At 73.7% G+C, this 26,462-nt stretch carries 15 protein-coding genes; 9 read left to right on the top strand and 6 right to left on the bottom strand.

The features are described 5' to 3' along the window. Positions 1-8: 8 nt before the first annotated feature. The 3 genes from ACZ59A_RS33085 to ACZ59A_RS33075 all read right to left on the bottom strand — a co-directional run bounded on the left by ACZ59A_RS33085 (position 9) and on the right by ACZ59A_RS33075 (position 4,127). Positions 9-1,526 carry a sugar ABC transporter ATP-binding protein gene (locus tag ACZ59A_RS33085; RefSeq protein ID WP_470966390.1) on the bottom strand — a complete coding sequence of 506 codons (1,518 nt, stop codon included), beginning with the start codon at positions 1,524-1,526 and terminating at the stop codon, positions 9-11. Continuing rightward, entirely contained in the window at positions 1,523-2,542 is a 1,020-nt protein-coding gene (locus tag ACZ59A_RS33080; protein WP_470966387.1) for a sugar ABC transporter substrate-binding protein, read from the bottom strand. Before ACZ59A_RS33080 ends, ACZ59A_RS33085 begins: the two co-directional genes overlap by 4 nt. Positions 2,543-2,795: 253 nt before the next feature. Further along, positions 2,796-4,127, bottom strand: coding sequence for an enolase C-terminal domain-like protein (locus ACZ59A_RS33075; protein ID WP_470966385.1), 1,332 nt, complete (start codon positions 4,125-4,127; stop codon positions 2,796-2,798). 176 nt (positions 4,128-4,303) lie between these two features. Here ACZ59A_RS33075 and ACZ59A_RS33070 point away from each other — a divergent pair, with 176 nt between their 5' ends. The 4 genes from ACZ59A_RS33070 to aspA all read left to right on the top strand — a co-directional run bounded on the left by ACZ59A_RS33070 (position 4,304) and on the right by aspA (position 9,077). Then, positions 4,304-5,020 carry a FadR/GntR family transcriptional regulator gene (locus ACZ59A_RS33070; RefSeq protein ID WP_468044777.1) on the top strand — a complete coding sequence of 239 codons (717 nt, stop codon included), beginning with the start codon at positions 4,304-4,306 and terminating at the stop codon, positions 5,018-5,020. A gap of 29 nt (positions 5,021-5,049) precedes the next feature. After that, on the top strand, positions 5,050-6,510 hold the full coding sequence (locus ACZ59A_RS33065) for an amino acid permease (protein WP_470966382.1): 1,461 nt from the start codon (positions 5,050-5,052) through the stop codon (positions 6,508-6,510). 88 nt (positions 6,511-6,598) lie between these two features. After that, positions 6,599-7,633, top strand: coding sequence for an asparaginase (locus ACZ59A_RS33060; protein WP_470966547.1), 1,035 nt, complete (start codon positions 6,599-6,601; stop codon positions 7,631-7,633). 40 nt (positions 7,634-7,673) lie between these two features. Next, a complete protein-coding gene (gene aspA, locus ACZ59A_RS33055) occupies positions 7,674-9,077 on the top strand; it encodes an aspartate ammonia-lyase (protein ID WP_470966380.1) in 1,404 nt (467 codons plus the stop codon). A 187-nt stretch (positions 9,078-9,264) separates the two neighbouring features. Here the strand turns inward: aspA and ACZ59A_RS33050 are convergent, their stop codons facing one another. Together ACZ59A_RS33050 and ACZ59A_RS33045 are read right to left on the bottom strand one after the other, a co-directional pair. Beyond that, positions 9,265-10,575 carry a GAF domain-containing protein gene (locus ACZ59A_RS33050; RefSeq protein ID WP_470966378.1) on the bottom strand — a complete coding sequence of 437 codons (1,311 nt, stop codon included), beginning with the start codon at positions 10,573-10,575 and terminating at the stop codon, positions 9,265-9,267. 167 nt (positions 10,576-10,742) lie between these two features. Continuing rightward, positions 10,743-13,202 (bottom strand): SpoIIE family protein phosphatase, encoded by a 2,460-nt coding sequence (locus ACZ59A_RS33045; protein ID WP_470966375.1) that lies wholly within the window; start codon positions 13,200-13,202, stop codon positions 10,743-10,745. Positions 13,203-13,536: 334 nt separating this feature from the next. Between ACZ59A_RS33045 and ACZ59A_RS33040 the strand changes: the two genes are divergently transcribed. From ACZ59A_RS33040 to ACZ59A_RS33020, 5 genes are all read left to right on the top strand, one after another. After that, positions 13,537-15,894 (top strand): molybdopterin-dependent oxidoreductase, encoded by a 2,358-nt coding sequence (locus tag ACZ59A_RS33040; protein WP_470966373.1) that lies wholly within the window; start codon positions 13,537-13,539, stop codon positions 15,892-15,894. Positions 15,895-16,019: 125 nt separating this feature from the next. Further along, positions 16,020-16,994 carry a trypsin-like peptidase domain-containing protein gene (locus ACZ59A_RS33035; protein WP_468044765.1) on the top strand — a complete coding sequence of 325 codons (975 nt, stop codon included), beginning with the start codon at positions 16,020-16,022 and terminating at the stop codon, positions 16,992-16,994. Between the two features lie 13 nt (positions 16,995-17,007). After that, positions 17,008-18,678, top strand: coding sequence for a VMAP-C domain-containing protein (locus ACZ59A_RS33030; RefSeq protein ID WP_470966370.1), 1,671 nt, complete (start codon positions 17,008-17,010; stop codon positions 18,676-18,678). Continuing rightward, positions 18,675-19,808 (top strand): AAA family ATPase, encoded by a 1,134-nt coding sequence (locus tag ACZ59A_RS33025; protein WP_470966368.1) that lies wholly within the window; start codon positions 18,675-18,677, stop codon positions 19,806-19,808. Before ACZ59A_RS33030 ends, ACZ59A_RS33025 begins: the two co-directional genes overlap by 4 nt. Beyond that, entirely contained in the window at positions 19,805-24,922 is a 5,118-nt protein-coding gene (locus tag ACZ59A_RS33020) for an SAV_2336 N-terminal domain-related protein (RefSeq protein ID WP_470966365.1), read from the top strand. Before ACZ59A_RS33025 ends, ACZ59A_RS33020 begins: the two co-directional genes overlap by 4 nt. 163 nt (positions 24,923-25,085) lie before the next feature. Here the strand turns inward: ACZ59A_RS33020 and ACZ59A_RS33015 are convergent, their stop codons facing one another. After that, a complete protein-coding gene (locus ACZ59A_RS33015; RefSeq protein WP_470966363.1) occupies positions 25,086-26,453 on the bottom strand; it encodes an MFS transporter in 1,368 nt (455 codons plus the stop codon). Between the last annotated feature and the right edge of the window lie 9 nt (positions 26,454-26,462).

Below are 26,462 nucleotides of genomic sequence, written 5' to 3'. Positions count from 1 at the left end.
GTGCGCGGTCATTCATGGCCGAGGGCGACCCCTTCGATCGAGGCGACGAGTTCCCGGTCGGTCCAGCCCGCCCGGTGCGTGACGGTGACGGAGCCGCCCACCAGCACCAGCACCCGGTCGCACGCCCGCAGATCCCCCAGCTGGTCGGAGACGATCAGCACCGCGCGCCCCTCGGCCCGGGCCCGCAGCGCGGTCTCCAGCAGATCGCGCTGGGACCGTACGTCCACCCCCGCCGTCGGGTCGATCAGCACCAGCACCCGGGGATCCGTGGCCAGCGCCCGGGCCATGACGACCTTCTGCTGGTTGCCGCCGGACAGCGCGGTCACCGGCTGGGCCGGGCCCCGGGTGGTGATGCCGAGCCGCTCGATGGCGTGGCGGGCCACCGCGTCCCGGGCGGACGGCCGGATCAGCCCCCGGGGGCCGAGCCGGTCGCCGAGGGGCAGCGTGATGTTGTCCGCCACCGACAGCTGCGGGATCAGCCCCTGCACCCGCCGGTCGCGCGGCACACAGCCGACCCCGGCGGCGAGCGCCGCGGTCACGCTGCCGGTCCGCAGCGGACGGCCGAAGATCTCGATCCGGCCCGCGGTCGGCCGGTGCAGCCCGGCCAGCGCCTCGCCGAGCTGATGGCTGCCGGAACCGGCGAGCCCGGCCAGCCCCACCACCTCACCGGCCCCGACGGTGAGGCTGACGTCGTGGAAGTACGCGCTGCTGAGCCGCTCGACCCGTACCGCCACCGGCCGGGCGGGGCCCGGCCGGGGCGGTGCGCCGGGCCGGGCGGGGGCGGCCGGTTCGCCGGTCATCTCCTCGATCAGGGCCCGGGTGGGCAGCTCGCCGACGGGCGCGGTGACGATCCTGCGGGCGTCCCGGAAGACGGTGACGGCCTGGCAGACCTCGTACACCTCCCGCAGATGGTGCGAGATGTGCAGAAACGTGACCCCGGAGCCCTGGAGCCGCCGCATGTGCGCGAACAGCCGCGCCGTCGCCCGGCTGTCGAGCTGCGCCGTGGGCTCGTCCAGGATGACGAAGCGGGTGCCCCGGGAGAGCGCCCGCGCGATCTCCACCATCTTGGCGTCCTCGACGGTCAGATCCCCGGCCCGCGCCCCCTCGTGCACCGGTACGCCCCAGGCGTCCAGCAGCGCGCGGGCCCGGCGGCGGGTCCGCCGCCAGCTGATCACCGAGGTGCGGGGGAGGAGGGGCTGATGGCCCAGGAACAGGTTCTCCGCCACCGTCAGCTCGTTGACGATCATGGACTGCTGGTAGACGCAGGCCACGCGGCGGTCCCAGGCCGCCCGGTCCGCGGCGGCGGGGGCGGGCTCCCCCTCGAACCACACCGTGCCCGCGTCCGGCCGCGCCAGCCCGGTGACCACGGCCACCAGCGTGGACTTGCCCGCGCCGTTGCGCCCGACCAGGGCGTGCGTCTCGCCCGCCCGTACGGTGATCCCCGCCTCCCGCAGGGCCACGGTCGGCCCGTACCGCTTGGTGATCCCGCGCGCCTCGCACAGCGGCGGCCGCCCCTCGCCGTTCATCCGCGATTGCCCCACAGCGCGGGGTCGTTCACATTGGCCCGGGTCACCAGCGGGGCCGGAAGCTGATCCTCCAGGATGCCCTTGCGCACTTCGACGATGCGGCTGCCGTGACCGGTCCGCCCCTTCCGGAACGGCCTCCCGGCCATGGCCTGCTTGATGTAGACCATGGCGTACCGGGCGTACAGATCGGTGGGCTGGGAGACGGTCGCGTCGATCCACCCCTTGCGGATCGCGTCCAGCTCCTGCGGGATCCCGTCGTTGGAGACGATCGCGATATGGCCGCGACGGCCCGCGGGACGCAGCGCGTGATGGCGCTGCAGCGTACGCAGCGTGGGCGCGAGATACACGCCGCCTGCCTGCAGATAGATGCCCTTGATGTCCGGATTGGCGCTGTACAGCGCCTCCAGCCCGGCCGCCGCCTTCTCCGCCTGCCATCCGGCGGCGATGTCGAGGACCCTGATGTGCGGATAGCGGCGCCGCACGCACTGGCTGAACGCGGTGGTGCGGTCGCGCCCGTTGACCGACGCCAGATCGCCCTCGATCTGTACGACCTTGCCGCGCCCCCGTACGGCCCGCCCGAGGCTCCGGCACGCCTTCTCGCCGTACGCCCGGTTGTCGGCCCGCACCACGATCGCCACCTTGCCCCGGTCGGGCGCCACATCGACCGCCACGACCGGGACGTGCCGCCGCTGTGCGGCCCTCAGCCCGGTGACGATGGCGGCCGAGTCGATGGGGGAGACGACCAGCCCGCCGATGTTCTGGGCGAGCAGATTGCGGATGTCGCTGACCTGCTGGCTCGCGTCGTTGTTGGAGTTCACGGTCGGCAGCACCCGGACGCCCGCCTTCGCGGCCTGCCGCGGGATGTCGTGGTCGTACGCCTCCCAGAACGGCGAGGTGAGGAACGGCACCACCACGCCCACCCGCCGCCCGCCGCCGGACCCCTCGGAGCAGCCCGCGGCGGCCGGGCCACAGACCAGCACGAGGACCGCGGCGGCGGTGGCGAGGCGGTGGCGCATCGTGCGGCTCCAGGTCGCGGACGGCTGTGGCGACCATAAGGCCGCCCACCCCCCGGACCACCGCGGCCACGCCGCTACCCCCGGCAGTGCCCCCTTTTCCCCCACACCCGCCCTTCGGGCGTGTCCTCAATCGCCGGACGGGCTGCATTTTGCAGCCCGTCCGGCGATTGAGGACCGGGGTCCGGGGCGGAGCCCCGGTTGTGGGAAGGGGCGGGTAGGGGACAAGCCCCCCGCAGGGGGGACCGCGCCGCGCCTAGGTCCAGGCCGTCCCGCCCGGGTAGGCGTACACCCGCAGCGCCTCGGGCCGCAGGGCCGAGCTGAAGCCGGGGGCGGTGGGGACGCGGTAGCGGCCGCCGGTGACGAACGCCGGATCGAGGAAGTGCTCATGCAAATGCGCGGTGTACTCGATGGCCCGCTCCCGCCGGGTCCCGGAGACCGCGACGTAGTCGAACATGGCCAGGTGCCGGACCAGTTCGGACAGCCCGACGCCACCCGCGTGCGGCCACACCGGAACCCCGAACTCGGCGGCCAGCAACAGGATCGCGAGGTTTTCGTTGACCCCGCCGACCCGGCAGGCATCCAGCTGCAGCACATCGAGCGCACCCGCTTGCAGCAGCTGCTTGAAGACGACCCGGTTGGCGGTGTGCTCACCCGCCGCGACCTTCACGGGTGCGACGGCGCGACGGATCGCGGCCAGCCCGATGATCTCGTCCGGGCTGGTGGGCTCCTCGATCCAGTACGGGTCGAACCGGGCCAGGAGGCGGGTCCGCTCGACCGCCTCGCCGACCTCCCAGCGCTGATTGGCGTCGAGCGCCAGCCGGATGTCCGGGCCGATGGCCTCGCGCGCGATCCGGCAGCGCCGGATGTCGTCGCCCGGGGAGGCGCCGACCTTCAGCTTGATCTGGGTGAAGCCGTCGGCGACGGCGGCCCGCGCGGTCCGGGCGAGCCGGTCGTCGTCGTAGCCGAGCCAGCCGCAGGAGGTGAGGTACGCCGGGTAGCCCTCGGCCCGCAGCCTGGCCTCGCGCCCGGCCTTGCCGGGCGCGGCGCGGCGCAGGATCCGCAGGGCGTCGTCGGGGGTCAGCGCGTCGGTGAGGTAGCGGAAGTCGGCCAGCGCGACCAGCTCCTCGGGGGCCAGGTCGGACAGCAGCTTCCACAGCGGTTTGCCCGCCCGCTTGGCGGTGAGGTCCCACAGGGCGTTCATCACCGCCGCGACGGCCATGTGGGTGACGCCCTTCTCGGGGCCCAGCCAGCGCAGCTGCCCGTCGTCGGCGAAGGCGCGGTAGAGGTCGGCCAGCCCGGCGGGCAGGCCGGGCAGTTCGGCGCCGACCAGCCGCGGGCGCAGCGCGTCGATCGCCGCGACCTCGACCTCGTTGCCGCGGCCGATGGTGAAGCAGAAGCCGTGGCCTTCCAGGCCGTCCCCGGCGTCGGTGCGGACGATCACGTACGCGGCCGAGTAGTCCGGGTCGGGGTGGGTGGCGTCCGAGCCATGGAGCCAGCGTGAGGTGGGGAAGCGGATGTCATGGGTCTCGAGTGCGGTGATCCGCGCCCTCGTCGCAGTGCGTGCGGTCCGCCGTACCGTCGCCATCGCGCATCACGCCCCGTCCCTTCGCCCCCTCAGTCGCAGTCTCCGACCCGGACGACGAAAAGTCCATATACGGAAGAAACGGGCATTGGGTGGCTGGTTTCCTCCGCTCCGCGACCGGATCATTCGCCGCATCAGAAGTCTTGACAACGCTTTGGCGCACGACACAGGATCCTCGGGTGAACTTGTCAGACAGCCAGACAGGCGATGAATCGTTTCCTCGCCGAGTGAGTGCCATGGAAGCGGTACTCGGCCACCTCCGGGACGCTATCGAGCGCGGCGACTACGCGGTGGGGGACAAACTCCCCTCCGAGGCAGAGCTGTGCCGTCGGCTGGAGGTGAGCCGACCGGTGCTCCGCGAGGCCCTGCGGGCCTTGCAGACCATGGGGCTCACCGCCTCGCGCACCGGCAAGGGCACCTTCGTCATCTCCAGCGGTCCGGTGGAGGACCCCACCTTCGGCGAATACGCCGCGAGTGACCTGCTGGAGGTGCGGCGGCACATCGAGATCCCCGTCGCGGGGTACGCGGCCCTGCGCCGTTCCGCCGAGGACCTCGATCACCTGTCCCATCTGCTCGACCGGATGGAGCGGGAGACCGACACCACCGTCTGGGTGGCGATGGACACCACGTTCCATCTCGCCGTCGCCCAGGCGGCGCAGAACCCGGTCTTCCGCAGGGTCATCGAGGAGATCCGCGACGCCCTGGCACGGCAGTCGGCATTTCTCAACGAACTCGGCGGTCGCCGGGAGCAGTCCAACCGAGAACACCGGGCGATCGTCGAGGCGCTCGCCGACGGGTCCGAACACGACGCGGTGGCGGCGATGACCCACCACCTCGATCGGGTCGAGACCACCCTGACCTCCATCGTGCGCCCCGCTTCGGCGGACGGCGTGTGATACGTACCAACGGAAGGCGGACAGCAGGCGTGAGCGAGCAGTCCCTCCGGCAGGAAGAAAGCCACGACCAAGGGCCCGATCAGCCCCAGCATGTCGACGCCGGTGATGCCGGCTACAGCAAGTCCCTCAAGGCCCGGCATGTCAACATGATCGCCATCGGCGGTGCCATCGGCACCGGGCTGTTTCTGGGCGCCGGAGGGCGCCTGAAGGACGCCGGGCCCTCGCTGGCCCTCGCGTACGCGGTCTGCGGACTCTTCGCCTTCCTCGTGGTGCGGGCCCTGGGCGAGCTGGTGCTGCACCGGCCGTCCTCGGGCGCGTTCGTCTCCTACGCCCGCGAGTTCCTCGGCGAGAAGGGCGCCTACGTCGCCGGGTGGATGTACTTCCTCAACTGGTCCACCACCGGCATCGCCGACATCACCGCCGTCGCGACCTACACCCACTACTGGGGAATGTTCAGCGACATCCCGCAGTGGGTGATCGCGCTGATCGCGCTCGCCGTCGTGCTGGCGGTGAACCTCATCTCCGTGAAGATCTTCGGTGAGCTGGAGTTCTGGTTCGCGATCATCAAGGTCAGCGCGCTCGTCCTCTTCATGGCGATCGGCATCTTCCTGCTGGTCAGCCGCCACCCCGTGGACGGCCACACCACCGGCCCCAGCCTGATCACCGAGCACGGCGGCCTGTTCCCGCACGGTGCGCTGCCCATGCTGCTGGTCATCCAGGGCGTCGTCTTCGCCTACGCCTCCGTCGAACTCGTCGGCGTCACCGCGGGCGAGACCCTGGAGCCGGAGAAGATCATGCCCAAGGCGATCAACTCCATCATGTGGCGCGTCGCGGTCTTCTACGTCGGCTCCGTGGTGCTGCTCTCCATGCTGATGCCCTCCGGCGCCTACTCCGGCGACCAGAGCCCCTTCGTCACCGTGCTCTCCAAGCTCGGGGTGCCCGCGGCCAGCGACGTGATGAACCTCGTCGTGCTGACCGCCGCGATGTCCAGCCTCAACTCCGGCCTCTACTCCACCGGCCGGATCCTGCGCTCGATGGCCATGGCGGGCTCCGCGCCCAAGTTCACCGGCGCGATGAGCCGCACCCAGGTGCCCTACGGCGGCATCCTCCTCACCTCAGGCATCTGTGTGCTGGGCGTCGGCCTCAACTACGTCGTGCCCAGCAAGGCGTTCGAGATCGTGCTCAACTTCGCGGCGCTCGGCATCCTCTCCACCTGGGCGATCATCATGCTCTGCCATCTGCTCTTCTGGCGCCGCGCCAAGGCCGGTCAGGTCACCCGGCCCGGCTACCAGCTGCCCGGGTCGCCGTACACCGAAATCGTCACCCTCGGCTTCCTCTTCTCCGTCATGGTCCTGATGTGGGCCGACGGCGGACCCAGCCGGCTCACCGTCATGGCGCTCCCCGGAATAGCCCTGGCGCTGGTCATCGGCTGGTTCTGTACCAGGGGCCGGGTGAACGCCGTCCGCGACGAGGCGGCGGCCGAGCGATAGACCGGCCGGGCCAGGACAGCCACCGACCCGAACCAGGCGGATGAACCCCCTCGTGAACCACCCCGACGACCGGAGCATCACCACCACCATGAACACCACCACCGGGCAGCACACCGACGACGCTCGCCACACCCCGGCCGAGCCCCCCGTCATCCGCGAACCCCGCCATGTGCCGCTCGCCCATGTCATACGTGCCGGTGTGATCGAGGGCGTGCACCACGGGTCGGCGGTCGTCCTGGGCGCCGACGGCAAGGTCGCGTTCCAGGCCGGTGACATCGACGCCGCGTTCTACCCGCGGTCCGCGCTCAAGCCCGTACAGGCCGTCGCCCTGCTCCGCGCCGGGCTGCCGCTGGACGGCGCGCTGCTCTCGCTCACCGCCGCCAGCCACTCCGGCCAGGACGAGCACCTGGCCGGTTCCCGGCGCATCCTCCAGGAGGCCGGTCTCACCGAGGACGAGCTGCGCAACACCCCCGACCTGCCGTACGGCTCCGCCATGCGCGAGCAGTGGCTGCGGGCCGACCGCCAGGCATCGCGGCTGGCCCAGAACTGCTCCGGCAAGCACGCCGCGATGCTGTACACCGCGAAGCTGCGCGGCTGGTCGCTGGAGGACTACCTCGACCCGGCCCACCCGCTCCAGCAGGTGATCGCCGAGACCGTGGAGGACCTGACCGGACAGCGCGTCGCCCGGGTGACCGTCGACGGCTGCGGCGCGCCGCTGTTCTCCGTCTCCCCGCTCGGCCTGGCCCGTGCCGCGGCCGCCATCGCCTCGGCCGCCCCGGACACCCCGGAGGGCCGTGTCGCGGACGCCATGCGCACCTACCCCGAGATGGCGTCCGGCGACGACCGGGACGTCGCCCGGCTGATGCGCAAGGTCCCCGGACTGCTCGCCAAGGACGGCTTCGAGGGCGTGCAGCTGGTCGGTCTGGCCGACGGCCAAGCCCTCGTCGTCAAGATCGCAGACGGGGCCGACCGCGCCCGGATGCCGGTCACCGCGGCCGCCCTCGCCCACTGCGGCATCGACCCCGGCGTCCTCGCCGAGTTCGCCACCGCCCCGGTCCACGGCGGCGGCACCACGGTCGGCTCGCTGCGTGCCACCGATGCCCTCGCCCTGCCCGCCGTCTGATCCGCCCGCCCCACCCTCACCCAAGGAACCCCGCACAGCCATGACCGCTGACTCCGGCTCCCGCCGCGAACACGACCTGCTCGGCGATCGCGACGTACCCGCCGACGCGTACTGGGGCATCCACACCCTGCGCGCCTCCGAGAACTTCCCCATCACCGGCACCCCCATCGCCGCCTACCCGCACCTCATCAGCGCCTTGGCGGCCGTCAAGGAGGCGGCTGCCCGGGCGAACGAGGACCTGGGCCTGCTCTCCTCGGTCAAGGCCGACGCCATCGCCGCCGCCTGCCAGGAGATACGCCGCGGGGAACTGCACGACCAGTTCACCGTGGACGTGATCCAGGGCGGCGCCGGGACCTCGACGAACATGAACGCCAACGAGGTCATCGCCAACCGTGCCCTGGAGATCCTGGGCCACGAAAAGGGCGAGTACGGCATCCTCCACCCCAACGAGGACGTCAACCTCAGCCAGTCCACCAACGACGTCTACCCGACCGCCGTCAACGTCGCCACGATCATCGCCGTCCGTGAGCTGCACGTGGCCATGGAGGCGCTGCGCCTGGCCTTCGCCGCCAAGGCCGAGGAGTTCGGCGACATCCTGAAGATGGGCCGCACCCAGCTCCAGGACGCGGTGCCCATGACGCTCGGTCAGGAGTTCTCCGCGTACGCCGTGATGCTGGAGGAGGACCAGAGCCGCCTGCTGGAAGCCTCCGGCCTGGTGCACGAGATCAACCTCGGCGCGACCGCGATCGGCACCGGCCTCAACGCCCCCAAGGGCTACGCCGAGGCCGCCCGCGGCCACCTGGAGGACATCACCGGGCTGCCGCTGATCACCGCCGCCAACCTGGTCGAGGCCACCCAGGACTGCGGGGCGTTCGTCCATCTGTCCGGTGTCCTCAAGCGCATCGCGGTCAAGCTCTCCAAGAGCTGCAACGACCTGCGGCTGCTCTCCTCGGGCCCGCGCGCGGGGCTGAACGAGATCAACCTGCCGCCGGTGCAGGCGGGTTCCAGCATCATGCCCGGCAAGGTCAACCCGGTCATTCCCGAGGTCGTCAACCAGGTGGCCTTCGAGGTGATCGGCAACGACGTGGCCATCACCATGGCCGCCGAGGCCGGACAGCTCCAGCTGAACGCCTTCGAGCCGATCATCCTGCACTCCCTCTCGGAGAGCGTCACCCATCTGCGGGCCGCCTGCCTGGTGCTCGCCGACCGGTGCGTCGCGGGCATCACCGCCAACGCCGACGAGCTGCGCGCCACCGTCGAGAACTCCATCGGCCTGGTCACCGCCCTCAACCCGTACATCGGCTACAGCGCGGCCACCAGCATCGCCAAGGAGGCCCTCGCCACCGGGCGCGGCGTCGCCGAACTCGTGCTGGAGAAGGGCCTGCTGCCCGCCGAACGCCTCGCCGAGGTGCTCAGCCCGGAGGAGATCGCGGGCCGTCGCTAGGGGGTGTCCGCACAGTCGCGTTGGATCAGCCCGCGGCGTCAGGGGGCACCTCCCAGCGGTAGCTGGGGGAGCGTGCGATCGCAAGGCGGAGGGTCGTCCTCGTAGTGGGCCTACTTGGACGCGCCCGACAACGCAGCGAGCGTGCGTGCCAGGCGTCGCGGGCCCGACGGGACTGTGCGGACACCCCCTAGGACTCCGCGCGCAGCCGGGTGACCGCGGGGGCCGCGCTGAACGGCAGGAGGTCCTGTCGGCGGTCCGGCCTCCGCACCTCGACGCGGATCCGGTCCGCGAACCGGTAGGGGCGGTGCGTGAGCACCGCCCCGAGCCGTCCGCGCAGCCGGGACATCTCCGCCCGCACGGTGACCGTCCGGGTCGGGTCGCCGAACAGGTCGTGGGCGAGCTGCGCCGCGGTGCGCCCCTCGGGGTGCGCGGCGAGCACCAGCAGCAGTTCGGCGTGGCGGGCGCTGAGTCCGTGCGTCCAGGTGCCGGAGGGGCCCGAGAAGGTCAGCGACCAGTGGTGCCGCTGACGTACGTCCAGCACCAGGTGACCGGAGCCGGCGGGCGCCGCCGGGTCGCCGTCCTCGCCGTCGAGCACCCGCAGCAGATGGCCGCCGGGCAGCGGTTCCACCGTGCAGGTGCCGAGCGAGGGCAGCCAGACCGGCCCGTACGGCGCCTCCCGCGCCGCCTTCGGCAGCGGCAGCCGGTGGTCCTGCGGGCTGATGCCGGTGACGGCGGCGACCCAGCCGTGCCGGTCCACCACGGCGGCCTTGCCCGGGATGCGGGCGAGGACGGGGGCGGCGAGGGCGCGCAGCGCGTCCAGCTCGCGGCTGTGGGCCAGCCGCAGTTCGCCCTCGGCCCACCGGGCGGTGGCCGTGACCAGGGAGAGCACGGTGGGGTGGGCGGTGGGAGCCGGGCCGCTGATGTCGATGACGCCGAGCAGTTGCCCGTCCCGGGGGTCGCGCACCGGCGCGGCGGCGCAGCTCCAGGTGTGGAAGGCGCGGACGAAGTGCTCGGCGGAATGCACCCGCACGGGCGCCCGGACCTTGAGCGCGGTGCCGATTCCGCTGGTCCCGGCCGTCTCCTCGGCCCAGTGCGCCCCTTCGGTGAGGGAGATTCCCTCCGCGTGCCGACGGATGCCGCGGTGGCCGTCGATCCACAGCACCCGGCCGTCGGCATCCGCGATGATCATGATGTGGCCTGCCGCCTCGGCCGCCTCCAGCAGCCCGCTGTGCAGTGTGGGCAGCACGTCCGCCAGCCGGGTCGCCTGCCTGCGCCGCTCCAGTTCGTCCAGGCTGAGCAGCCCCCGGTCGTGGCCGCGGTCCGGGTCCAGGCCCAGCCGCAGCATCCGGTCCCAGGACTGGCCGATCACCGGGCGCGCGGGTAACGGGAGCCTGCCGCGGCTCAGCGCGGCGTCCCGCATGACCGCCATCAGCCGGGCCGACTCGGCGGGGCTCAGTGCGGCCAGGGAGTCGCCGGGGCGCGTGGCTTCAGTTCGCATGGATTGCGGCCTTTCGTTCCGCCGCGGGGCCCGTCACGCCGACGGGCAGCGGCGTCCCCCCTGACGCCGAATGCCATGGTGCAGCCTCAAGTCCGTACTGAACAGGGCTTCTTTGCCGCCGATTGTAGTGAAGCCGGGGACGCGGTACGGACCCGAGGCGGGTGGGGTCAGCCGCCGCCCGGGGACAGGGACTGCTCCGCCCAGATCGTCTTGCCGCTGCCGGTCTGCCGGGTGCCCCAGCTCTGCGTCAGCTGAGCCACCAGCAGCAGCCCGCGGCCGCCCTCGTCGAAGGTGCGGGCGCGGCGCAGATGCGGGGCGGTGCCGCTGCCGTCGGACACCTCGCAGATCAGGGTGCGGTCGTGGATCAGCCGCAGCTGGATGGGCGCCTTGGCATGCCGGATGGCGTTGGTGATCAGCTCGCTGACCACCAGCTCGGTGGTGAAGACGGCCTCGTCCAGACCCCACGCCGCCAGCTGCGCGGAGCAGTCCCGGCGGGCCTGCGCCACCATGGCGGGGTCGGACGGCAGGTCCCAGGTGGCCACGTGGTCGGCGTCCAGCGCCCGGGTGCGGGCGAGCAGCAGCGCCACGTCGTCCTCCGGGCGGCTGGGCAGCATCTTGCTGAGCACGACGTCACAGGTGGCGTCCAGCGACTCCGCCGGCTGGGCCAGCGCGGAGCGCAGCGTGTCCAGCGCCCGGTCGACGTCCTGGTCGCGGGACTCGATCAGACCGTCCGTGTACAGCGCGAGCAGACTGCCCTCCGCCAGCTCCACCTCGACCGTCTCGAACGGCAGACTGCCCAGCCCCAGGGGTGGGCCGCCCGGCAGGTCGAGCAGGTCGACCGAGCCGTCGGGGGACACCACCGCGGGCGGCGGATGCCCCGCCCGGGCGATCGAACAGCGCCGGGAGACCGGGTCGTAGACCGCGTACAGGCAGGTGGCGCCGATGTCCCCGCTGGTGGCACCCGTGCTCGTCGGGCCCTGGGCGCTCTCCGCCTCCGCCGACAGATGGTTGACCATGTCGTCGAGATGGGTCAGCAGCTCGTCGGGGGCCAGATCGACATCGGCGAGGGTACGGACCGCCGTGCGCAGCCGTCCCATGGTCGCCGAGGCCTGCACCCCATGGCCGACCACGTCGCCCACCACGAGCGCGACCCGCGCCCCGGACAGCGGGATCACATCGAACCAGTCGCCGCCCACCCCGGCCTGCGGGCCCGCGGGCAGATAGCGGGAGGCGACGTCGACGGCCGCGCTGCGCGGCAGGGTCCGCGGCAGCAGGCTGCGCTGGAGGGCCAGCGCGGTGTTCCGCTCCCGGGTGTAGCGGCGGGCGTTGTCGATGCAGACCGCCGCCCGGGCCGTCATCTCCTCGGCGAGCAGGAGATCGTCCTCCTCGAACGGCTCGGGGCGCTGGTGCCGGGAGAACGTCGCCACGCCGAGGGTGGTGCCGCGGGCGCGCAGCGGGATGGCCATCGTGGAGTGGAAGCCGAACTGATGGATCATCGCGGCCCGGTCCGGGGCCTCCGCCGCCCACCGGGACACCGCCGGGTCCGTCACCCGGTTCAGCAGCCCCCGCTCCGCCTTCAGGCACTCGGCGGCGGGGGAGAAATCGGGGTACGCGGCCACCTTCCCCACCTCCACCACGGCCTCCGGGGTGCCCGCGAAGACCGACCGGGCGGCGACCCGGCGCAGCATGACATGGCCGCTGAGGGGGCCCGGGCGCGGTTCGCTGCCGCCGTGCACCGAGGGCAGCAGGTCGAGGGTGACGAAGTCGGCCAGCTCCGGGACCGCCACATCGGCCAGCTCCTGCGCGGTCCGGTCGATGTCCAGGGTGGAGCCGATCCGGATGCTCGCCTCGTTGAGCAGTAGCAGGCGACGCCGGGTGGTGTGCTGCGAGGTCCGGTCGTGCGCGGACAGCATCACGGCCGCCACCCCGCCGTCGCCGTCCCGCAGCGGGGCCAGCGAGGTCGACCAGGCGACCGGGCGGTCGTGCCCAGGCATCCGCAGGAACAGCTCGAGGTGCTGGTCCTCGCCGGTCTCCAGCACCCGGAGCATCCGCGTCTCGGTCTCCTCCGCCTCGGGCCCGGGGGTGATCTCCGTGATCCGCAGTCCGCGGATCTCCTCCTGGGTGAGGCCCAGGACCCGCTCCATGTCCTGGTTGGCCCACCGCAGCCGCAGCCCGGTGTCGTACACCGCCATCGTGCACGGCCCCTGGACGAAGCAGCGCTTCAGCAACTCCTCGTCCGCGAGTGGACGCTCCGCCCGGGGCAGCGGGGAGACGACGAGCCATTCGACGGCGCCGCCGGGCGCGGTGCCGCGGTGCGCCAGCAGCCCGGCCGTCGTCCGGGAGCCGTCGCGGCGCCGCAGCGCCACCCGTCCGCGGAACCGGTCGGGCGGATTCAGGGCGCGCAGGGTTTCGGCCACCGACGGCGGATGCGCCTCGTCGGCGAGCAGCACGGCCGCCGATCTGCCCACGATCTCCTCGGGCCGGTATCCGAGCAGCCCTTCGGCCCCCTCGTTCCACTGGGTGACGATGCCGTGCTCGTCGACAGTGGCCCTGGCTGTGGACGCCTCGTCGATGAGGTCGTCCGACCGGACGGGCTGCTCGTGCGGCGGCGTGTCCGGTCGCGTCATGTGGTCATCTCACCCTTGCCCTCGGACTTCCGCCATGGGCAGGTGACGGCCTCCACCGCCGCGGCCCTGGCGGGGAGTGAACCCATTTGGTCGCGCGTTCAAGTATGCCATCGGTGGCCGAATATCGGCATACGGGGAACGGGATCGACGATAACGCTGAGCAGTCGGCGTGTGACCCCTCCCCCCCAGTCTCCCTCCGTGCGGCCCCTCCCGCTGGGCCGACCGGCTGGTGCCGGGCCGCCAGCGTAGGGCCTCGGACCGGCCGAGGGGGAGTGAGCGGGGAAAAGAGAGGAACTGGAGAAAGGGAGAGACCGACGAAAGGCGAGAACACCGCATGAGCAGGGCAGCGAGCAACGGAGCCGACGACCCGGCCCACGACGGCGACGGCGCGCGGCCGCACCCGGACGCCACCCCGCACGGCCACCCCCACAGCTCGCACTGGGGCGCCTTCGAGGCCACCGTCCGCCCCGACGGCGGCCTCGACGTCACCCCCGACCCCCGTGACCCCCACCCGGCAGCGCTGCTGCGCAACGTGCCCGCGGCGCTCGGCCCCCGCGACCGGGTGCTCACCCCGTACGTCCGCCGCGGCTGGCTGGAACACGGCCCCGGACCCGACCCGGCCCGCGGCACCGACGGCCATGTGCCCGTCCCCTGGGACGAGATGATCCCGCTGCTGGCCCGCGAATTCGACCGGGTCCGCACCGCCCACGGAAACCGGGCGATCTTCGGCGGGTCGTACGGCTGGGGCAGCGCGGGCCGCTTCCACCACGCGCAGAGCCAGATCCACCGGTTCCTCAACTGCCTCGGCGGCTACACCCGCTCCGTCAACACCTACAGCCTCGGCGCCGCCCGCACCCTGCTGCGCCACGTCGTGGGCGACGACGCCCCGATCAGCACGCCCACGCCGCTGTCCGTACTGGCCGAACACACCGGCCTCTTTCTCTGCTTCGGCGGGATGCCCGCCAAGAACACGCAGGTCAACGCAGGCGGCATCAGCCGCCACCGGACCGCGGGACTGCTGCGCGCGGCCCGCGGCCGGGGCGCCCGCTTCATCCTGGTGAGCCCCCTGCGCGACGACCTCGCCGACGAGTTGGACGCCGAGTGGCTGGCCCCGGTACCCGGCACCGACACGGCGCTGATGCTGGCGCTGTGCCATGTGCTGATCGAGGAGGGCCGGTACGACGCGGACTTCTGCCGCCGCCACTGCGAGGGCTTCGACGCCTTCGCCGGTTACGTCCTCGGCCGGGACGGCTCCGCCGCCAAGACCCCGCACTGGGCCGAGGAGATCTGCGGCATCCCGGCCGCCCGGATCGCCGCCCTGGCCCGGGAGCTGACCGCACACCGCACCATGGTCTCCCTCAGCTGGTCGCTCCAGCGGGCCCACCGCGGCGAGCAGCCGCTGTGGGCAGGCATCGCGCTGGCCTGCCTGCTCGGCCAGATCGGGCTGCCGGGCGGCGGATTCGGCCACGGCTACGGCGCCACCGGAGGCACCGGCGCCGGGACGCTCCCGTACAAGCTGCCCACCCTCGACCAGGGCACCAACCCGGTCCCCGACTTCATCCCCGTCGCCCGGATCGCCGATCTGCTGCTGCACCCGGGCGAGGAGTTCGCGTACGACGGCGGGCGCCACACCTACCCCGACATCCGGCTCGTCCACTGGGCCGGGGGCAACCCCTTCCACCACCATCAGGACCTCGGGCGGCTGCGCCGGGCCTTCGCCCGCCCGGACACGGTCGTGGTCCACGAGCCGCACTGGACGGCCACTGCCCGCCACGCCGACATCGTGCTGCCCGCCACCACCACCCTGGAGCGCGACGACATCGGCGGCGCCAAACAGGACACCGCGCTCATCGCCATGCACCGCGTCGCCGACCCGGTGGGCGAGGCCCGCGACGACTACCGGATCCTCAGCGACCTGGCCGCCGAACTCGGCATCGGGCACGCCTTCACCCGGGGCCGCGACGCGAACGGCTGGCTGGAACACCTCTACGAGGGCTGGCGCCGGGGCCTGCCGCCGGAGTACGCGCCCGAGGAGGACTTCAAGACCTTCTGGCGCGCGGGCCGCGTCCCGCTGCGGGCCCTGCGCGAACAGCGCACCCTGTACGCCGGGTTCCGCGCCGACCCCGACGCCGCGGCGCTGCCCACGCCGAGCGGCCGCATCGAGCTGTACTCGGCCACCATCGCCTCCTACGGCTACGACGACTGCCCGGGCCACCCGGCGTGGCTGCCGTCGGAGCTGCACGACGCCGACGACGCGGGCGCGTACCCCCTCTACCTGGTCGCCAACAACCCGCCCACCCGCCTGCACAGCCAGCTCGACCAGGGCGAACTCAGCGCCTCCTCCAAGGTCAACGGGCGCGAACCGGCCCGGATGCACCCCGGCGACGCCGCCGCGCGCGGCATCCGGGACGGCGATGTGGTGCGCATCCGCAGCACCGTGGGCAGCTGCCTGGCCGGGGCCGTGCTCAGCGACGCGGTGCGGCCCGGCGTGATCCAACTCGCCACCGGCGCCTGGTTCGACCCCTCAGCGCCCGACGTGGCCACCTGCGTCCACGGCAACCCCAACGCGGTGACCCGCGACACCGGCACCTCCCGGCTCACCCAGGGCTGCACCGGCCAGCTCACCCGGGTCGAGGCCGAACGTCACGACGGGCCGCTGCCCGCCGTCCGGGCCCACGACCTGTCACATTGAGGACAGGGACGAAGCGCCCCCTGGGGAGCGGAGCGGGTGTTGATGCCATCTTGTGGACAAACGGAATATCGGTGTCGACGCGGCGCTAAGCTGTCCGCTCATCGGGCGGCGCGCGGGAGGTCACGTTGTTGCAAGGGGGGCCCGACCGGGGCACGTTGATCGCCAGGCTGGCGAAGCTGTACCCAATGGAGAGTTCCATCCGGCGGCTCACGGAGACGGCCGGAATCCCCACCGACATGGTGGACTTCGGCGGCGGCGCGCGGGACATGTGGCACGCCACACTGCGCGAGACGGACAACCGGGGCAAGCGGGCGGCCCTGCTCACCTACGCCGTCGGCGAGTTCCCGGAGGACGAGGTGCTGCGCCGGGCCCTGTCCCAGGCGCTCGCCGATCCCGCCGCGCCCGCCCTCGCCGCCCCGGGCGGCTCGGTGTCCGTCGCGGGGGCCGAGAAGCTCATGGGCGCTCAGAGCACCCTGCTGCCGCTGGCGTTCCTGGAGAGCGGGCTGCGGGCGGCGCGCGCCGTCGGGCTGTTGCGGGACGATGTGCAGGCCCTGGGCACCGGTTTCCTGGTGGCGGGGGACATCGTCGTCACCGCCGGGCATGTCCTCCCCGACGAGGCGGCCGCCGCCGGAGCCCGCCTCGTCCTCGGCTACCAGGAGGGGCCGGACGGCGAGATCGCCGGGGGAACCTCGTACGCACTGGCCCCGGACCGGGGCTTCGCCACCTCCGAGCGCCATGACCTCACCGCCGTACGCGCACGGGAGCCGCTGACCGAGGAGTGGGGCGCGCTCACCCTCGCCCCGCCCCGGGCGCCGAAGCTCCAGCGGGTCAACATCGTGCAGCACCCCGGCGGTGCCCCCAAGAAGATCGCGCTCTACCACAACGTGGTCACCCACGCCGACGAGCACCGGATGCTCTACCTCACCGACACCCTCCCCGGCTCCTCCGGCTCCCCGGCCTTCGACGACCGGTGGCGGGTCGCCGCCGTGCACCGCGCGGGCGGCAACCTCCCGGCCCCGGACGGCGCCGGGCACGTGTACAGCAACGAGGGCGTCCCGGTGCGATGGCTGGCCGAGCTGCTCGCCACCCTCACCTCCTGAGGCCACGGTGAGCGTGGCACTTCCCATCGGGCCGGAACGAGAGGTCCTGGCCGAGCGGGCCCGTTTCCAGTGGTGCCCCGACTTCACGACGGAGCTGGCCCGCCGTCTGGAGACCGCCGACCGCGCCCAGCTCCTGCTCGCCCGCGCCGGGATCGAGGTCGACTGGCCAGCGGACCGCGGCCCGCTGGGGGCGCTGCTGTACCGCGCGCTCCGGCACCGGGTGCATCGGCCCGACGTCATGCGGCGGCTGTTCGACGCCCTGGAGCGGGAGTACGACGCGCCGCCCTGGGTGACCGAGCTGCGGCACGGTTACGACGCCCTCACCGGCAGCGCCCCGGCCCCGCTGCCCGCCGTCGCCGCCGGGCTGCTCGACGCCGACGAGCGCCGGGACCTCGACGTGCTGCTGGCCGACCCCCGCTGCCCCACCGACCCGGACCAGCTGTGCGAGGTGCTGTGGGCCGCGGCCTCCTCCCTCGGGATCCTGGTGGCCAAGGACGGTCTGCTCGCCGCCGAACAGGCCAGGAGCGTGACCGCCCTCGTGGACGACCTGGACGCGCGCAACAGCCCCGACACCCGGGTGCCGCCGCTGCTCGTCTTCCTGGAACACCTCGCCGCCCGCGCGGAGGACCCCGTACGCGACGAACTGCGGGCCTGGATCGACGCCGCGGCCCGCCGCCGCCCCGGCCGCATGCCCGCCGCGCCGCTCACCGCGGAGCGGACCGCCGCCACCTCCGCGGCCGGGGCCCCGCCGCCCCCGTACACCAGCTGCCTGGTCCGGGCCGAGCGCTGCGACCCCGGCGGCGACCGCTACCGGCTCGCCGCCTGGCTCTACCGCGGGGGCCGCTGCCTGGGCATCAAGCTCCAGGACGACACCCCGCGCCCGGTGGAGGCGATACCCGCCGCGGCCGAGGAGCTGATCGCCCGGCTGCAGCCCTTCGTCCAGCATCTCGACCCCGCGGCCCTGCTGTTCGAGTTCCTGTTGCCGTGGGAGGCGCTCGGCTGGCCGGTCGACGAGTGGAACCTGCGGGGCGGCGGCCAGCTGCCCGTACACCGCCCCATCGGCCGCTGCGGGCCGGTCGTCGTCCGCTCCCTGGACCGGCTGCGGGACGGCTGGTCCACCGCCCAGTGGCTGGCCCGCTGGGAGCGGCTGGGCGAGGCGGCCGCGGGCGAGGACCCGCCGCCCGGACCGCACTGGCTGCACGGCGACGGCACCCCGCCCGAGGAGACCGAAGCGGACGATCCGGCGGACGGACCTCCCGGCCCGGAGCGGGAACCCCTGATCGCGGACGGCTCCGGGCTCCAGGCGCTCGCCGGACGGCTGGCCTCCCGCAAGGACATCAGCTGCCTGTTCCTCACCTACCCCTACCCGTGCCTCACCGCCGTCCCGGACGCCCTGCTGTGCGCCATCCAGGAGGGCGTACCCGCCGCCGTGTGGTGGCGGCCCGGCCGGAATGGCGCCGCCGAGCCCGGACGGCACCGGCGGGTGGCCGGCCAGGTCGCCGCGGACCGGGGCCTGGCCGGGCTGCCCGGCACCGTACTGGCGCTGCGCAAGCAGGCGGCGGAGCGCCCGGCGGAGGCCCACGACGGAAGCGGCATCGCGGTCCTCTGGGACGACCCCGGCTGGCACCCCGAACGACTCAGACGACTCGGTGGCCCACGGGCCCGCCAAGGAGGCATGCGATGAACGCGGACGACCGGCAGCCGCCCGTCACCGACCACGAACGGCCCGGGCCGCCCGCCTGGTGGATCTACTACGGCGACGGCGTCCGCCGCACCGACTGGACCCTGCCCGAGCCCCCGCCCTGGCGCCGCTTCAACGGCGCCCGCCCCGAAGCCGACGCCGACTCGCCACCGGCGGCCGAACCCTGCTGCGACGGTCACTCCGCGGAGGTCCCCGGCCGCACCGGCGTGGCCACCACCTACCGCGCCGAGCCCGAAGAGGCCCGGATGGTCAACGCCGCCATCCATCTGCGCCGCCCGCTGCTGGTCACCGGCAAGCCCGGCACCGGAAAGTCCACCCTCGCCCATGGCATCGCCCATGAACTGGGCCTCGGCCGCGTCCTCCACTGGTCCGTCACCAGCCGCACCACCCTCGCCGACGGCCTGTACGCGTACGACGCCATCGGCCGCCTCCAGGACGAGGGCCGCAGCCAGGACACCGAGGGCACCCGACCGCGGAAAGCGACATCTCCCCTCGATATCGGAAAAGCCCCCCTCGATATCGGAAAAGCCCCCCTCGACATCGGCAAGTATGTGCGGCTCGGCCCCCTCGGCACCGCGCTGCTCCCCTCCGACCGCCCCCGCGTCCTGCTCATCGACGAACTCGACAAGGGCGACGTCGACCTGCCCAACGACCTGCTCTCGGTGCTGGAGGACGGGCAGTTCACCATCCCCGAACTCCAGCGGTACCCCGTCTGCGACGTCCATGTGATGACCGACGACGGACTGCGCCGCGAGCCGGTCCGGCACGGGCAGGTGCGCTGCGCCGAGTTCCCCCTCGTCGTCCTCACCAGCAACGGCGAGCGCGAGTTCCCGCCCGCCTTCGTCCGCCGCTGCGTCCGGCTGGACATCCGGCCGCCCTCCCGGGACAAGCTGGAGCGCATCGTCGAAGCCCACCTCGGCTCCGAGGTGCTGCGCGCCTCGGGACCCCGGCTGGAGAGCTTCGCGAAGGACCTGGCGGAGGGCCGCAAACTCCTCGCCACCGACCAGCTGCTCAACACCCTCCGGCTGGAACACACCGCCGACCACGGCGGCGACCCCGAATGGCCCACGGTCCTGAGCGAACTGCTGCGGCCGCTGAACGACATGGCATGACCGACATCACCGAGGCGCTCGCCCTGGCGAGGCGATTCAGCGGCGACGAGGACCTGACGGTCCGCGAGGTCGCCGAACTCCTCTGGCTGGCCGGGCAGATCACCCCCGCCCGGCCGCCCGCCGCCGCGCCCCCGGACCCGCCGCCCGGCGACCGCACCGCACCGCCGACCGGGCCACCGGCCCCGCCGCCGCCCGCCGAGCAGCCGCCCGGCGAGCCCACCGCCGCACCGGAGCCGCATCAGCCGCCACCGGCCCCGCCCACCCCGCTCCTCAGCCCCGGCGCCACCCCGGCGGACGGCACCGGAGACGGCGGGAGCACCCCCGGCGGATGCGGCACGCCCGCCACGCGGGCCAAGGCCCTGCCGGTGCGCCGCCCGCCCGCGCTGCCCCGGCGGCTGGAGCTGGCCCGCGCGCTGCGCCCGCTCAAGCGGCGGGTCCGGGCCCCCGGGCGGGGCATCCTGGACGAGCCGCTGACCGCCGACCGCTCCGCCCGGGCCCGCCGCCCGGTCCCCGCCCTGCGCCACGCGGGCGAACGCTGGCTGGAGCTGGCGCTGGTGGTGGACGACAGCGTGTCGATGTCCGTGTGGCGCCGTACCGTGGACGACTTCCGCGAACTCGCCGAGGGGCACGGCGCCTTCCGGGACGTACGGATGTGGCGGTTCGACGCCGACGACCCCGCCCTCGTCCTCCGCTACGGCACCGCGGGTGAGGACCGCGCCGACCAGGCCGCTGAGGGCCGTAACCCCGCCGAGCTGCACGATCCCTCCGGCCGACGGCTGATCCTCGTCCTCACCGACGGGGTCGGCGCGCTGTGGGGCACCCCCGCCATGACCGCGACCGTACGGGAGTGGGCGCGCCGGTCGCCGCTGGCCGTCGTGCAGATGCTGCCGCCCGAACTGTGGCACCGCACCTGGCTGCCCCCGGTGCGCGCCGCCCTGCGCGCCACCGGCCCCGCCCGGCTGACCGTGCGCCCCGTCGGCCTCGTCGGTCCCGCCGTGGCTTCCGGAGGTGCCGCCGATCTGGCGCCGCTGGTCACCCTCGACCCCGAATGGCTGCGCCCCTGGGCCCAGGCGCTGTCCGGCAGCCGCACCACCTGGCGGCCCGGCTCGGCCGTCGACCTCGGCCGGGAGCCCTGGCACGGCCGCCCCGAGGCCGCCGCCGACGCCGCGGGCCTGCTCCCGGACCACACCGGGGCCCCGGAGCTGGTCGAGGAGTTCCGCACCTGGGCCACGCCGGACGCGCTGAACCTGGCGTTCCTGCTGTCCGCCGCCCCGCTCACGCTGCCGCTGATGCGCTGGCTCCAGCAGCACCTGCTGCCCGCCACCGGCCCCGCCCACCTCGCGGAGGTGTTCCTCTCCGATCTGCTGGTGCGCACCACGGACCGCCGTCGCGGGGAGGACCCGGACCAGGTGGTGTACGCGTTCCGCGACGGCGTACGCGACGAACTGGCCGCCGGGCTCACCCGCACCCGCGCCTACCAGGTGCTCACCACCCTCATCCAGGCCCCCGAGGCGCTCGCCGCGCCCTTCGGCGGCTCCCTCGATTTCCGGGTGCTGGCCGCCGACCCCACGGGCCCGCTCGCACTGACCGGCGGCCGCGCGTTCGCCACCGTGGCCGCATCGGTGCTGGGCGGTCTGGGCGGCGAACTCGCCCCGTACGCCAAGGCCATCCACGCGGCGCTGCGGGGCCGCCACCCGGCCGGGGGCGGGGGAGCGGCCGACGGAACCGTGTGCGTGGAGTGCGCCCGGGTGGACAGCCGCGACGTGGTCGTGACGACGTCCGGCAGCGAGCTGTGGCTCTGGGACGTGGCCACCGGCCACGGCAGGCTCGCCACCCACCGGGGCGACCTGGGCATCACCGCCCTCGCCTGCGCCACCACGGCCTCCGGCCGCAGCCTCGCCGTGACGCTGTCCATCGACGGAACGCTCGCCGCCACCGACCTCGGCGCCGCCGTGGCCGAGGCGCCCGACCTGCGGGTGGACGTCTGGCGGCGCGACGTCCGGCCGGGCGGTACCGCGCACCCGCCCCTGCTGGCCTGCCACGACATCATGGGCCAGCCGGTCGTGGCGGTTCTCGGCCCGGACGGGATCAGCCTGCTGGACCTCGACAGCGGCGCCACCTTCCTGCCCACCGTCCCGGTGGCCGAGCAGGTGAGCGCGCTGGCGCTGCTGACCGACGGCGGCCGGTCCCAGCTGTTCACGGGTGACACCGAAGGCGTCGTCCGCGGCCGGGTGCTGGAGTCCGCCCAACTGGTCCTCGGCGATACGGCGCACGCGGGCGCGCCCCGGAGCGCCGGGCACCCCGTCCTGCTCAGCTTCGGCTTCGGCGCCGCCACCGACCCCTCACTGGAACCCGCCTGCCGTGGGCTCGCCCAGGGCTTCGAGGAGTTCGGCTGCCGGACCCGGGTCGCCCTGGACGTCTCGGCACGGGAGTTCCGGCGCACGGTCGAGGAGGCCGCGGCCGGACTCGCCGGCACCGACGTCCTGATCGTCCATGTGGCGGGCCAGTCGGCGGACAGCGAGACGCTGTTCAGGACGCTGCCCACCGGCGAATCGAGGGGGCGGCGCCTGATGATCGTGGACGACTGCCCGGCCGTGCGGCACGCCCTCGTCCCGGTCTTCGGCTTCGACGCCGTCATCATGTCCGGGCCGCCCGAGCGGGCCCCCGCCTGGGACCTCACCCTCGCGCTCGGCCAGGCGCTGCACCGCTTCAGGACCGGGGCGGCACGGCTCGCGCGCTACGAGGAGTTCATCCCCTTCGGGGACGTGCTGGCCCTCGCCCACGAACTGACCGACGGACGTACCTCCAACAGCGTCGTGCTGTCGCTGCGGGACAACGACGAGTTCCTGCCCAACCCCCGCTACGCCCCGCTCCTGACCCCCCTCTTCGACCAGGAAGCGGGGGAGCCGGCCGAGACACCGGCCTTCCGGCAACTGGCGCAGTGGATCGACACCCCGTCCGCGGGCGGGCTCGCCCTGGTCACCGGGGAGCCCGGGAGCGGCAAGACGACCCTGCTGGCCGCGCTGAACACGCGGATGCGGCGCCAGGCCGGCCGTCCCACCCCCCTGACGGTCTCCGCCCACGGACGTGACGAGACGGAGCTGACGCGGGTCCTCGCGCAAGAGATCGCCATGTCCGACGACCCGGTCCCGGGCACGCCCGACGATCTGGCCGCGCGGCTCCGCCGCCTCATGATCCCGCCCGTCATCGTGGTCGACGCCCTGGACGAGGCGCGGGACCCCGAGGACGTCATGGCCGGACTGCTGCGCCCGCTCCTCGATTCCGGAACGTGCCGACTGGTGGTCGCCACCCGCCCGGACCGCCCCACGGCCACGCTGACGCGCGGCGTCCGCCAGTACGCCCACATCACCCTCGCGCCCTTCCCCGCGTTCCGGCACCGCTCCCTGCGCGAGATGTGCGACCGCGTGCTGGCCGACGCCCCCGCCTACCGTGCCGCCTCCGCCGCCCCCGTGCGCGAGGCGTTCGGCGAGGCCGTCGCCACGGCGCTCGTCGAACGGAGCGCGTTCCCCGAACAGGTCCTCATCGCCCGCGCCTACACCGGCTTCATCGCCTCCCGGGGCGACCCCCTGGAGGACCCCGAGGAAGCGCGCTGGGTGGGTTCCGGTGTGCCGCGCACCAGCGCGGATGTCGCGGCCCTGCTGCTCGCGGACGCCCGTAACCCCTGGACCCTGCCGGTCCTCACCACGCTGGCGGCGGCCGGGGACGAGGTGCTGACGGACATCGATATCCAGCGGCGCTGCGGACCGCTCTCGCTCTACGAGGTACGGGAGGCCCTGGCCCCCGTACGCGGGCTGCTCGCCTCCGTCACCGACTCCCGGGGCAGGACGCTGTACCACCTGGCGGCCTCGTCCGTCGCGGCGCAGATACGGCAGGCACAGGGCATCGGCCCCGCGGGCGAGCCGTCGCCCCGGCGGCTGTGGTCGGAGCCGGTCGGCCTGGGGTCCTGCCCGGGCCCGGTGGCGGCGATGGCCGCCGCGGCCGGGCCCGGACCTGCGCTCTACTTCATGGGATCGGGCACCCCGCTGCTGATGCGCGCCTCCGTGGCCCCGGGCGAGGTGCCCCGGACGGTGCCCGTCGCGCGGGGGCCGTCCCAGCCTCTTCCGCGGCTGCGGTTCGTCGACTGGCGGGGCCAACGGGCGCTGATGCGCAGCTCCCGGCAGTACTGCACCGTGTGGCCGCTGACCGGTTCGGCGCACCTGGAGATCCGCATGCCCGAAGACCTGGGCCCCATCGAGGCGTTCACCGCCACCATGAGCGTGGGCGGGCGCCCCCTGGCGGCCGCGGTGAACGAGAAGGGCGCCCCCCGGGCCTGGCATCTGGACGACCGTACCCCTGCCGGTGAGCCGTTCACCGCCGTGCCCAGGGTGCTGGGCGTCCATGGCTTCGGCCACGGCCGGCACAGCCCCACGGAGCTGTCGCAGCAGTGGCTGCTGGCCCTGCGCGATGGCCTGGAGCGGGTCGGCCACACCGGGCCCCCGGCGCCGTTCGACATGAGCGTCGCCCACTACGGCCACGCCCTGCGCACCACGGGCGAGAAGACCGAGAGCGGCTACGGCCGCGGACGGCTGCGCCGCCTCGCGGACGCCCTCGCGCGGGCCGTGGGCCTGCCGAACTCCCTGCTGCCCGGCATCGGGCGGGAGTTGCACACCTATCTGAACGAGCCCGCGCAGCGGGCCCGGGCGCGGCACATCGTCGCCGAGGCCATCGCCGGACAGCGGCCGGACGTGGTGATCGCCCACTCCCTGGGCGGCCTGGTCGCCTACGAGGCGCTCTGGGAGCGGCCGGACCTCTCGGTGGACCTGCTGGTGACCCTGGGCGCGCCGCTCGGTCCGGACGCGGTCTTCGAGCGGCTGGAACCCGCCCCCGTCGACGGCAAAGGCCGACGCCCCCCGGGCGTACGGCGCTGGGTGAACCTCGCGGGCATCGACGATCCGCTGGCCGTCCCGCGCGATCTGACGGAGCGGTTCGAGGGCATCTCGGTCAACATCCAGTGCGAGGGGCTGGGGCTGGGCACCCTCCGCACCCAGGGCTACGGCTATCTGCACAGCGTCGAGCTGGCCACCGTCCTCTCCCGGCAGCTGGGCGACGGCTGACGGGCGGGCGCGCCGTGCGCGTCCACACGGTGGTCGAGGGGGACCGGTATTTCGCGCCCGCCGTGCACATCGTCCGGCCCGACGAGGGATCGGCGCGGTGCAAGGCCCGTGACCTGGCGGGCGGACGACGAAGTGGCCCTCGTTTCCGGCCACCCCCAGGGCATCAGGACGTATCGGCCTCAGGCCGACTGGCTGGACGTTCGGTTCGCGTTCGCGCTGGCGCTGCTGCGCGAGGGCTGAGCCGGATTCCCGGCTCCGGCCCCGCCTCGTACGCGTCGGGCAGATCGCGGCGCCGCCGCATCGGCCCCAGCGCCAGGATCAGCCAGCAGCACGCCACCAGCCCCGTCATGATCCACATGGTGGGGCGCAGCCCGAGCGCGCCGCCGAGGAGCCCGCCGAGCAGCGAACCGAGCGGAATGGTGCTGTGGTTGAGCATCATCGTCGTCGCGACCACCCGGCCCAGCAGTTCGGGCGGGCAGTAGCGCTGCCGGAAGCTGCCCAGCACCACGTTGCACACCGCGACGCCCGTCCCCACCATGAACGCCCCGCCCGCGAACAGCAGCAGCCCGGCGCCGGGCGTGGCCAGCGGCATCAGCAGCGCGAACGGGCTGGTGAGCGCCTGCAGAACGAGCATGCCGCGGGCCGATCCGAAGCGGCGGCCGACGGCCGTGGCCAGCAGGGCGCCGAGGACACCGCCGAGGCTCCCGGCCATGATCAGGGCGCCGACCGTCGCCTCGGACACCCCCACCGTGCGGACCAGGAACACGATCTGCACCGCCTGATACCCCATCAGCGCCATGTTGAGCATGGCCCCGTACATCACCATCGGCCGCAGATACGGGTCATGGCGGACGAAGCGCAGCCCCTCGCCGATCCGCCGCCGCAGCGTGGCCGACGGGTCGGGGGCCGACGGGGCCGGTTCCCGGACCCGGATCATCAGCAGGCACACCGCCGAGACCGCGAAGGTCATGGCGTCGATCAGCAGTCCGGCGACCGCGCCGAACGCCTGGGCGATCAGCCCGGCCGTTCCGCGGCCGACCACGCGGGTACCGGCCTCGCTGCCCTGGAGCTTGGCGTTCCCCTCCAGCAGATCGCGCTCGTCCAGCACCGCGGGTATGTACGCGTGGTACGCGGTGTCGAAGAACACCGCCGACACCCCGCACATCACCGCCACCACGAGCAGGTGGGCAAGCGTCAGCACATCGCACCAGGCCGCCACCGGGACGCTCACATACAGCGCCGCCGACACCAGATCGCAGGCGATCAGCAGCGGCCGCCGCCGGACCCGGTCCACCCAGGCCCCCGCCGGTAGCCCGATGACCAGCCACGGCAGCCACACCGCGGCGGCGAGCAGCCCGACGGCGAAGGTGTCGGCCCGCAGCTCCACCACCGCGACCAGGGGTAGCGCGACCGTGGTGATGCTGGCGCCCAGCCCACTGGTGGTCTCGCCCAGCCAGAGCAGCCGGAAGTCCCGTTGCCTCAGCACCCCGAGCCGTCCTCGGGGGCCCGCGGCATCATGCGTCGTGTTCATGTCCCCTTC

It is taken from the genome of Streptomyces sp. NPDC040405 (genome assembly GCF_055595765.1).
The sequence above is the reverse complement of the archived record's forward strand: the minus strand, read 5'-3'. Positions and strand labels throughout refer to the sequence as shown.

Excerpts from the sequence above, each read along its gene's own strand:
- ACZ59A_RS33085 (WP_470966390.1), bottom strand. The coding sequence starts at position 1,526 with ATGAACGGCGAGGGGCGGCCGCCGCTGTGCGAGGCGCGCGGGATCACC.
- ACZ59A_RS33080 (WP_470966387.1), bottom strand. The coding sequence starts at position 2,542 with ATGCGCCACCGCCTCGCCACCGCCGCCGCGGTCCTCGTGCTGGTCTGT.
- ACZ59A_RS33075 (WP_470966385.1), bottom strand. The coding sequence starts at position 4,127 with ATGGCGACGGTACGGCGGACCGCACGCACTGCGACGAGGGCGCGGATC.
- ACZ59A_RS33060 (WP_470966547.1), top strand. The coding sequence starts at position 6,599 with ATGAACACCACCACCGGGCAGCACACCGACGACGCTCGCCACACCCCG.
- aspA (WP_470966380.1), top strand. The coding sequence starts at position 7,674 with ATGACCGCTGACTCCGGCTCCCGCCGCGAACACGACCTGCTCGGCGAT.
- ACZ59A_RS33050 (WP_470966378.1), bottom strand. The coding sequence starts at position 10,575 with ATGCGAACTGAAGCCACGCGCCCCGGCGACTCCCTGGCCGCACTGAGC.
- ACZ59A_RS33045 (WP_470966375.1), bottom strand. The coding sequence starts at position 13,202 with ATGACGCGACCGGACACGCCGCCGCACGAGCAGCCCGTCCGGTCGGAC.
- ACZ59A_RS33040 (WP_470966373.1), top strand. The coding sequence starts at position 13,537 with ATGAGCAGGGCAGCGAGCAACGGAGCCGACGACCCGGCCCACGACGGC.
- ACZ59A_RS33025 (WP_470966368.1), top strand. The coding sequence starts at position 18,675 with ATGAACGCGGACGACCGGCAGCCGCCCGTCACCGACCACGAACGGCCC.
- ACZ59A_RS33020 (WP_470966365.1), top strand. The coding sequence starts at position 19,805 with ATGACCGACATCACCGAGGCGCTCGCCCTGGCGAGGCGATTCAGCGGC.
- ACZ59A_RS33015 (WP_470966363.1), bottom strand. The coding sequence starts at position 26,453 with ATGAACACGACGCATGATGCCGCGGGCCCCCGAGGACGGCTCGGGGTG.